We start from the raw sequence: 6,473 nt of genomic DNA on the forward strand, positions 1-6,473 counted from the left end.
AAGGCCTGGGGGGACTGCGCAACGCCGTCCGCCAGGAACTCGTGGGCCGGCAGGTCGACGAGCAGATCGCGCACCGCTTCCCGGTCGGGCAGCGGCTGCGCGTGCTCGACGTCGGCATGGGCCAGGGCACCCAGGCGCTGCGCCTCGCCCGCGCCGGGCACAAGGTGACGGGTCTGGAACAGGACCCCGGGATGCTGGCCGTCGCCCGTGAGGCGCTCGCCGCGGAACCCCCCGGGATCCGCGACCGGGTCCAACTCATGGAGGGCGACGGCCGCGAGACGGGCGCGCACTTCCTGCCGGGCAGCTTCGACGTGGTGCTGTGCCACGGGGTGCTGATGTACGTGCCGGAGCCGGACGCCATGCTCGCCGGTCTCGCCCGGATGCTGGCCCCCGGCGGCCTGCTGTCCCTGCTGGTGCGCAACGGCGACGCCCTGGCCATGCGGCCCGGTCTGGACGGCGACTGGAAGGGCGCGCTGGCCGCCTTCGACAGCATCGACTACACCAACCGGCTCGGCCTGGACGTACGCGCCGACCGGCTGGCCGGGCTGACGGCCACGCTGTCCGGGATCGGTGCGCCGCTCCAAGCCTGGTACGGCGTACGCGTCTTCACCGACGGCACCGAGGCCGGCGAGTCCCTGCCGCCCGACGAGGAGCTGGAGCGGCTGCTGGCCGCCGAGGACCGTGCGGGGCGGACCGACCCGTACCGCGGTGTCGCCGCACTGCTGCACCTGTGCGGCGTCCGGGGCTGAGCCCGCGGCGCGGGGGCCACGGGGGCCCGGCTCCCGCACCCCCGCACCCCTCGCGCCTCAAGAACGCCAGCAGTGCCCCGTGCCGGCTAGGCGTCCAGAGCCTCGCGCAGGCTCATCGTGTAGAGCTCGGTGCCGCCGTCGTCGGACAGCTTGACCTGCTCGACACCGCCCTCCAGCAGCTCCTTCCAGTACTCACCGATCCACGACTCCGCGTCGCCCTGCGTGGTGAACTCCTCGGGTACCACCGACGGCCTCGCCTCGGTGCCGTCGGCCGTCTCGAACCGCCACGTCCACGCCATGTCCGCCTCCGTTGTCCGTCCGCTGCTCTCACGCTTCTCGCCTTGAGTGTGCCCGCAGAGTAACCGGGCGCGCAGCAGTCTCGGCGACGCGGGAGGATCATCCTGTGGAACTCACTCTGCTCGGCACCGGCACGCCCGAGGGCCTGCCCCGGCCCGGCTGCCCCTGCGCGGCCTGCGCCGTCTCCGTCGGCGCGCGGTCCCGCGCCGCGACGGCCGTCCTGGTCGACGGGGCGCTGCTGCTCGACCTGACCCCCGGGGCGGTGCTGGCCGGGGCCCGGGCCGGGCATTCGCTGGGCGGCGTACGGCAGGTCCTGCTGACCCACCCGCACGACGGACCGGCCGTGGAGCTGCCGCCCGGGCTGCCGGCGGCCGGGCGGGTGCCGGACGGGCGGGAACTCGCGGTGATCTCCGGGCACCGGGTGCGGGCGGTGGCGATGGACTCGCCGGGCACCGGGTACGAGGTGACCGGCCCGGACGGCGTCCGGCTGCTCTACCTGCCGCCGGGCGGGGCCCCGGCCGGCACGAACGGCGGGCCCGGGCAGCGTCCGTACGACGTGGTCCTCGGCGATGTGCTGGGCCGGCCCGAGGCCCTGGCGCGGCTGCGGGCGAGCGGCGCCGTCGGCCCGGCCACGGACGTCGTCGCCGTCCACCTGGACCACGACACCCCGCCCGGCCGCGAGCTGGAACGCCGGTGCGCGGCCGCCGGGGCCCGGGTGGTGCAGGACGGGACCACCGTGATCGTCGGCGAGTACCACGCGGCGCCGGACCTGCCGCGCCGGACCCTGGTGCTGGGCGGAGCCCGCTCCGGAAAGTCCGTCGAGGCGGAGAGGCGGCTGGAGTCCTTCCCCGAGGTGCTCTACGTGGCCACCGGCGGCGCCCGCGACGGGGACGCGGAATGGGCCCAGCGGGTCGGTCTGCACCGGGAGCGCCGGCCGGCGAGCTGGCGGACGGAGGAGACCTGCGAGCTGGTCCCGCTGCTGGCCGCGGAAGGACCGCCGCTGCTGATCGACTGCCTGGCGCTGTGGCTGACGGACGCGATGGACGGGGCCGGGGCCTGGGACGACGCCGTCTGGGCCGAGAGCGGGCAGCGGCGGCTCGGCGAGCGGACCGCCGAGCTGGTGGCGGCCGTGCGCGCGACCCGTCGCCGGGTGGTGCTGGTCAGCAACGAGGTGGGCTCGGGCATCGTCCCGGCGACCGCCTCGGGCCGCCGCTTCCGCGACGAACTGGGCCGGCTGAACGCGCGGGTCGCGGGCCAGTGCGAGCAGGTGCTCCTCGTCGTCGCGGGGCAGGCGACCGTACTCAAGGAATAGCGACCGCGCCCGGCACGGCCCGGTGTCCCGCGGCCCGCCCCAACGGACCGCAGGGGCCTGGTCCCGAGGCCTGAGGGAGGGCCTTACCGGCTGTACTCTCTGGCAGATGAGCACGCTGAATCTCGACGACTTCTCCGATCTGATCGAGCGCCCGGACGGGGGCGTGCGACGCGATGCCGAGGAACGCCGTGAGCGCCTCGCCGTGCCGCCCGGCGCGCTGGGCCGGCTCGACGATCTCGCCGAGTGGCTCGCCGCGGCGCAGGGGCGGGTGCCGGTCAAGCCGATCGAGCGCCCGCGCGTGGTGCTGTTCGCCGCCGACCACGGGATCGCCTCCGCTGGCGTCTCCGCGCGGGCCGCGGGCACCGGCCACGAGCTGGTGCGGGCCGTGCTGGAGGGGGCCAGCCCCGTAGCGATCCTGGCCGGCCGGCTGGGCGCCACCGTACGGATCGTCGACGCGGGACTCGCCTGCGACCCCGGCCTGCTGCCCGAGGACGTGGTCAGGCACCGCGTCCGCAGCGGCAGCGGCCGGATCGACGTCGAGGACGCCCTGACCGTCGAGGAGGCCCAGGAGGCGCTGCGGCTCGGCATGCGGATCGCCGACGAGGAGGCCGACTCCGGGACGGACCTGGTCGTCCTCGGGGACCTCAGCGTGGGCGGCACCACCGTCGCGGCGACCCTCGTCGCCGCCCTGTGCGGAACCGATGCCTCCGTGGTCACCGGCCGCGGCGGAGTGCCCATCGACGACCTGGCCTGGATGCGCAAGTGCGCGGCGGTCCGCGACTCCCTGCGCCGGGCCCGCCCCGTCCTGGGCGACCAGGTCGCCCTGCTGGCCGCGGTGGGCGGCGCCGACGTCGCCGCCATCACCGGCTTCCTGCTCCAGTGCGCCGTGCGCCGTACGCCGGTCATCCTCGACGGGGTCGTCTCGGCCGCCTGCGGGCTGGTGGCCCAGCGCGCCGCGTTCCGCGCGCCCGACTGGTGGCTGGCGGGGCAGGCGAGCGGCGAACCGGGCCAGGCGAAGGCACTGGACCGGATGGCACTCAACCCTGTGCTCGACCACGGCGTCACTGTGGGCGAAGGCACCGGGGCGTTGCTGGCCCTGCCCCTCGTCCAGGCGGCCGCCGCACTCGCGGCGGAGCTGCCCGAGCGGGTGGCGCAGGAGCCGACTGAATGAGCCGCCGGGGCCCGCGGTCCTGACCAGGTCGTGGTCTCCGACGCGCCCAAGGACGGGCGGCGGCGCCCCATATGATCGCTTTTTATGGGAGAGGTCCGTTTGACCAGCGCAGAGACCGACCGTACCGCCGCATCGGCGACCGGTCCGTCATCCGGCAGGAAAGAGACCGGCGGCGATCCCGCCGGCAAGGCGGCAGGGGGCAGCCGGGAGACCGGACGAGAGGCCGGGCGGGGCAGTGCGCGCTCACGGCGCGGCGCCGCGTTCGCGGTCTGGTACCTGCGCACCGTCACCTTCGTCAACTTCTTGAGCGCGGTGTGGGTTTCCCTCGGGCAGGACCTGCGACGCCACAACGCCGACAACTTCTACACCCCGTACCTGCTCACGGCCGGCTTCGCCTCCGGGCTCTTCTGCCTGCTGCTCGCGGTCACCATGGGCCGCCGCAAGCGGGCCGCCTGGATCCTGAACCTCGTGGTGAGCGGGCTGCTGCTGCTCGCCTTCCTCAGCGCCGCCCTCGTCCCCTGCTCCTGGGGGGCCGACGTCTGCTACCCGGAGTTCCGCGACCACGCGCAGAACTGGGTCTCGCTCGCCCTGACCGCCGCTTTCGTCGGCGCCCTGCTGCTGGGCCGGCGCGAGTTCTACGCCAAGGGCGACCGCTCCAACCCCGCGCTGGCCACGGCCGTCGCCGCCGTCGGCCTGCTGCTGGGCTCCCTGGTCGCGGCCCTGCTCGTCGGCGCCACCAACACGCATGCCGCCGCCGCCGACGCCACGTTCACCGACCGCTGGCGCTACGGCGTGATGCGGCTGATCACCCTGGCACCGGACGACCGGGTCTCCCGGGTGATCACCACGCCCGGCTGGGTGGACGTCTTCATCAACGTCATGTCGATGCTGCTGCTCCTCGCCGTCCTGTTCGCCGCCTTCCGCTCGCGCCGCGCCGTCGACCCGCTCACCCCGGACGACGAGGAGCGGCTGCGGGCCCTCCTCGCCCGGCAGGGCGACCGGGACTCGCTGGGCTACTTCGCGCTGCGCCGCGAGAAGTCCGTGATCTGGTCGCCCACCGGCAAGGCCGCCGTCACCTACCGCGTCGTCGGCGGGGTCTCGCTGGCCTCCGGCGACCCGATCGGCGACCCCGAGGCCTGGCCGGGCGCCATCGAGCCGTGGCTGGCCGAGGCCCGCGAGCACGGCTGGATCCCGGCCGTCAACGGCGCGAGCGAGGAGGCCGGGCAGATCTACGCCCGGCACGGCCTGGACGCGCTGGAACTCGGTGACGAGGCGATCGTCGAGACCGCCGAGTTCACCCTGGACGGCCGCGCCATGCGGACCGTCCGTCAGGCGTTCAACCGCGTCAAGCGCGCCGGCTACACCGTCCGCATCCGCCGCCACGGCGACATCCCGGCCGAGGAGATGGACGAGCTGGTGCGCCGCGCCGACGACTGGCGCGACGGCGCGACCGAGCGCGGCTTCTCCATGGCGCTGGGCCGACTGGGCGATCCGGCCGACGGCCAGTGCGTGATGCTGGAGTGCACCGACGGCAACGGCGATCTGCGGGCCCTGCTGTCCTTCGTGCCGTGGGGACCCAAGGGCCTGTCGCTGGACCTGATGCGCCGCGACCGGGACTCCGAGAACGGTCTGATGGAGTTCATGGTCATCGAACTCCTCGAACGCTCCAAGGAGATCGGCATCACCCAGGTCTCCCTCAACTTCGCGATGTTCCGGTCCGTCTTCGAGCGCGGCTCCAGGCTCGGCGCGGGTCCGGTGCTGCGGATGTGGCGCTCGCTGCTGAGCTTCTTCTCCCGGTGGTGGCAGATCGAGTCCCTCTACCGGGCCAACGCCAAATACCGGCCGATCTGGGAACCGCGGTTCATGCTCTTCGAGAAGAGTTCGGACCTGCTGCGGATCGGCATCGCGGCCGGTCGGGCCGAAGGGTTCCTGGAGGCCCCCGGCCTTCCGAAGTGGCTGCACCGCAGACACCTGGAGACCCGCCGTTGACAGCGTGGCACACCACCTCCGCACGGCGGTTCGCCCGCCGTGAGTGGGGGCCCGTGTTCCGGACCGTCCGGGACGGGCTGGTCCGCGACAGGTGGCGGGCGCTCCCGATGACCCTCGGCGCGGTCTGCCTGACCTCGCTGTTCCAGATCGTGCAGAACACCTCCTGGGGCTTCCAGCCGGTCCAGAACCTCGGATCGGTCAAAGCCGCCGACCCGCTCTGGCTGGCGCTGCTGCGCACCCCGCTGTCGTTGTTCGTCCCCGCGCTGGACCTGCCGGTGTGGGGTGCGCTCGCCCAGATCCTGCTCGTCTTCGGGATCGCGGAGATCTGCGTCGGCTGGTGGCGCACGCTGCTGGTCGCCTACGTCGCCACCCTCGCCGGGACCACGTACGCCCGGATCGGACTCGCGCTGGGCCCCGACCACCCCTTCGGCCTGCCGGTGTCCGACCGGATCGTCAACGACACCGGACCCTCGGCGGCGGTGGTCGGGCTCGCCATGTACGTCTGCTGGCGCTACCGGGCGTACCTCACCGGCGGCCTGGTGATCCTGCTGATGATCGGCGAGGTGCTGATCAAGAACAACCTGGCGGGCAAGGAGCACCTGGCGGCCATGGCCGCGGTCATGGCGGTGTGCGTGGTCCGCGCCCAGTGGGGCCCGCGGCGCACACGCACCCCGCAGGGGCAGCGGCACCAGCACCGGCACCAGCACCCGGCGCGGGCCCGGCCCGGCCGGCCGGGCAGGGGCTAGGTGTATTGACCCGCAGCGTTGTTCACGCGGCTGATGGGCGGGTGTCCGCCCAGTGCGGTGTGGCAGCGGTGGTGGTTGTAGGTGTGGAGGAAGTCTGCCAGGGCCGCTGTCCGCTCGTCGTTCGAGGTGTAGGGCCGTAGGTAGGCCCATTCCTCGAGCAGGGTGCGGTTGAAGCGTTCGACCTTGCCATTGGTCTGGGGCCGGTAGGG

The 6,473-nt window shown here is 73.9% G+C and carries 7 protein-coding genes; 5 read left to right on the forward strand and 2 right to left on the reverse strand.

The window, feature by feature from the left end:
* The first annotated feature begins 5 nt into the window (after positions 1-5).
* Positions 6-749 (forward strand): class I SAM-dependent methyltransferase, encoded by a 744-nt coding sequence (locus AC07DU_RS26475; RefSeq protein WP_453374284.1) that lies wholly within the window; start codon positions 6-8, stop codon positions 747-749.
* Between the two features lie 86 nt (positions 750-835).
* Here the strand turns inward: AC07DU_RS26475 and AC07DU_RS26480 are convergent, their stop codons facing one another.
* Positions 836-1,048: a hypothetical protein gene (locus tag AC07DU_RS26480; RefSeq protein WP_479034264.1), complete on the reverse strand. Its 213-nt coding sequence runs from the start codon at positions 1,046-1,048 to the stop codon at positions 836-838.
* A 104-nt stretch (positions 1,049-1,152) separates the two neighbouring features.
* On the opposite strand from AC07DU_RS26480, the gene AC07DU_RS26485 reads away from it, so the two are divergent.
* The 4 genes from AC07DU_RS26485 (at position 1,153) to AC07DU_RS26500 (ending at position 6,264) form a co-directional block, all read left to right on the forward strand.
* Entirely contained in the window at positions 1,153-2,358 is a 1,206-nt protein-coding gene (locus AC07DU_RS26485; protein ID WP_479034261.1) for a bifunctional adenosylcobinamide kinase/adenosylcobinamide-phosphate guanylyltransferase, read from the forward strand.
* 106 nt (positions 2,359-2,464) lie between these two features.
* Positions 2,465-3,529 (forward strand): nicotinate-nucleotide--dimethylbenzimidazole phosphoribosyltransferase, encoded by a 1,065-nt coding sequence (cobT, locus tag AC07DU_RS26490; protein WP_453374270.1) that lies wholly within the window; start codon positions 2,465-2,467, stop codon positions 3,527-3,529.
* An 84-nt stretch (positions 3,530-3,613) separates the two neighbouring features.
* Complete coding sequence (locus tag AC07DU_RS26495; RefSeq protein WP_453374269.1) at positions 3,614-5,518, forward strand: phosphatidylglycerol lysyltransferase domain-containing protein; 1,905 nt, start codon at positions 3,614-3,616, stop codon at positions 5,516-5,518.
* The gene (locus AC07DU_RS26500) at positions 5,515-6,264 is read left to right on the forward strand and encodes a hypothetical protein (RefSeq protein ID WP_479114002.1); all 750 of its coding nucleotides are present in this window, start codon (positions 5,515-5,517) and stop codon (positions 6,262-6,264) included. Before AC07DU_RS26495 ends, AC07DU_RS26500 begins: the two co-directional genes overlap by 4 nt.
* Here AC07DU_RS26500 and AC07DU_RS26505 read toward each other — a convergent pair.
* Positions 6,261-6,473: integrase core domain-containing protein (locus AC07DU_RS26505; protein ID WP_479114004.1), on the reverse strand; the 213-nt coding region annotated here is incomplete at its 5' end. The genes AC07DU_RS26500 and AC07DU_RS26505 overlap by 4 nt on opposite strands.

The organism is Streptomyces sp. NPDC045695 (assembly GCF_056432025.1).